Source organism: Streptococcus parasanguinis, from assembly GCF_001578955.1.
GTDB classification, from domain to species: domain Bacteria; phylum Bacillota; class Bacilli; order Lactobacillales; family Streptococcaceae; genus Streptococcus; species Streptococcus parasanguinis_U.
Genome location: NZ_KQ969689.1, coordinates 315,131 through 317,180 on the forward strand (window position 1 = coordinate 315,131; position 2,050 = coordinate 317,180).

The following is a 2,050-nucleotide window of genomic DNA, read 5'->3' on the forward strand; positions in this document are numbered from 1 at the left end:
TAATGCCAAGGTGGCTGAGTACAATGCCCAGTCTGAGATGAAGCAAGTGCCCCTCCCATTGATCGTGGTCATTGTTGACGAGTTGGCAGACTTGATGATGGTCGCAAGTAAAGAAGTGGAAGATGCCATTATTCGCCTTGGACAGAAGGCGCGTGCAGCGGGGATCCACATGATCTTGGCGACCCAACGGCCATCGGTTGATGTTATCTCAGGTTTGATCAAGGCCAATGTGCCTTCCCGTGTCGCTTTTGCGGTATCATCTGGGACCGATTCACGGACCATCTTGGATGAAAATGGGGCAGAGAAACTGCTCGGTCGTGGGGACATGCTCTTTAAACCGATCGATGAAAACCACCCAATCCGTCTACAAGGATCCTTTATCTCAGATGACGATGTGGAGCGGATTGTCAACTTTGTCAAAGAGCAGGCAGAAGCCGATTATGATGATGCCTTTGATCCAGGCGAAGTATCGGAGTCGGACTTTGATGGAGGCATGGGTAGCTCCGACGAGGGTGATCCTCTCTTTGAAGAGGCCAAGGCACTCGTCATCGAGACCCAAAAAGCCAGTGCTTCGATGATCCAGCGCCGCTTATCGGTTGGTTTTAACCGGGCGACTCGCCTCATGGAAGAGTTGGAAGCAGCGGGTGTAATTGGACCAGCTGAAGGGACCAAGCCTCGAAAAGTATTGCAACAATAAGTCTAGGGGGAAGAGGGCACTTGCCCCACTCCCTTTTCTTTTTATAGAAAATAGAAAGTAGGACCAGATGAAGTTAGATACGATTCATCATATTGCCATCATTGGACGGGATCGCGACGCCATGTTGCACTTTTATGTGGACCTGTTGGGATTTGCGATTGTCAGTGAGTATGACCGTCCCGAACGCGGAGATATCTTGATCAATCTCCGCCAGGGCCAGCTGACTTTAGAACTCTTTATCAAACCGACGGCCCCAGAACGGCCTAAGCTTCCCCTGCCCGAGCATGCGGGACTACGACATCTGGCCTTTAAAGTGGAAGATGTAGAGGCGTATCTAGCTAGATTGGATCAGCTAGGTATTGAGAATACAGGCCTTCGCTATGATGATTTTGATGGTAAGAAGATGGCATTTTTCTTCGATCCAGAAGGATTGCCCTTGGAAATACATAAGTGAGGAAAGCAATGGATAGATTAGAAGGACTCAGTCAGGAAGAAGTAGCCAAAAAGATCCAAGAGGGCAAGCAAAATAAGGTCACGATTAAGACAGAAAAAAGTATTGGGCAGATCATTCGAGACAATGTCTTTACCTACTTTAATCTGATATTTTTGATTTTGGCTATTTTGCTGGTAGCAGTGAAGTCTTGGAACAATCTCTTGTTTGTCCCGATTGTCGTGGCCAACTCCTTAGTTGGAATTGTGCAGGAAGTCCGCTCTAGACGTATCTTGCGTCAGATGCAATTTCTACATATGAGTGAGGCGATCGCTCTTCGTGAAGGAAAAGAAGTCGCTTTACCTATCGATCAGCTGGTGGAGGGCGATCTGGTCCGCTTTCAAGCTGGAGATCAGATCTATGCGGATGGGGTCTTACTAGAGGGAGAGCTAAAAGTCGATGAGTCGCAATTGACCGGTGAAGCTGATGAAGTCAAAAAAGGAGCGGAAGACTCACTCATGTCAGGTAGCTTTGTGATCGCTGGTCAAGGTTTAGCGCGATTGGAAAAAGTTGGGAACGACTCCTACATCAACCAATTGAGCCTGGAAGCCAAGCAGGTTAAGTCTCATGAGGAGTCCGATATGGTCCATGCGGTCAATCGAATTGTGGGGATCATTGGTCTTCTTATCATTCCGCTAGGTTCCCTCCTTTTTCTTCGTAGCTATATCAGCCTAGGCGATAGTCTCAAGCTCAGTGTGACTTCAACAGTCGGGGCCTTGATCGGGATGATTCCAGAAGGCTTGTATCTATTGATGACCTTGGCACTGGCTCTTGGTGCTGTCAGATTGGCCAAGGAAAAGGTTCTGCTCAATAGCATGAAGGGGATTGAGACCTTATCGCGGGTGGATGTCCTTTGTGTCGAT

General features: G+C 48.2%; 3 protein-coding genes. All 3 read left to right on the forward strand.

What is annotated here, in order from left to right; genetic code table 11:
- Positions 1-697, forward strand: a 697-nt coding sequence (locus SPADD19_RS01505) for a DNA translocase FtsK (protein ID WP_164905815.1), incomplete at its 5' end; no start/stop codon positions are given.
- 67 nt (positions 698-764) lie between these two features.
- Complete coding sequence (gene gloA2 / locus SPADD19_RS01510) at positions 765-1,151, forward strand: SMU1112c/YaeR family gloxylase I-like metalloprotein (protein WP_061455027.1); 387 nt, start codon at positions 765-767, stop codon at positions 1,149-1,151.
- Positions 1,152-1,159: 8 nt separating this feature from the next.
- The coding region (locus tag SPADD19_RS01515; RefSeq protein WP_164905816.1) for an HAD-IC family P-type ATPase at positions 1,160-2,050 on the forward strand (891 nt) is incomplete at its 3' end.

Bases quoted from the DNA above. Each gene is read 5' to 3' on its own strand.
- gloA2 (WP_061455027.1), top strand. From the start codon at position 765: ATGAAGTTAGATACGATTCATCATATTGCCATCATTGGACGGGATCGC.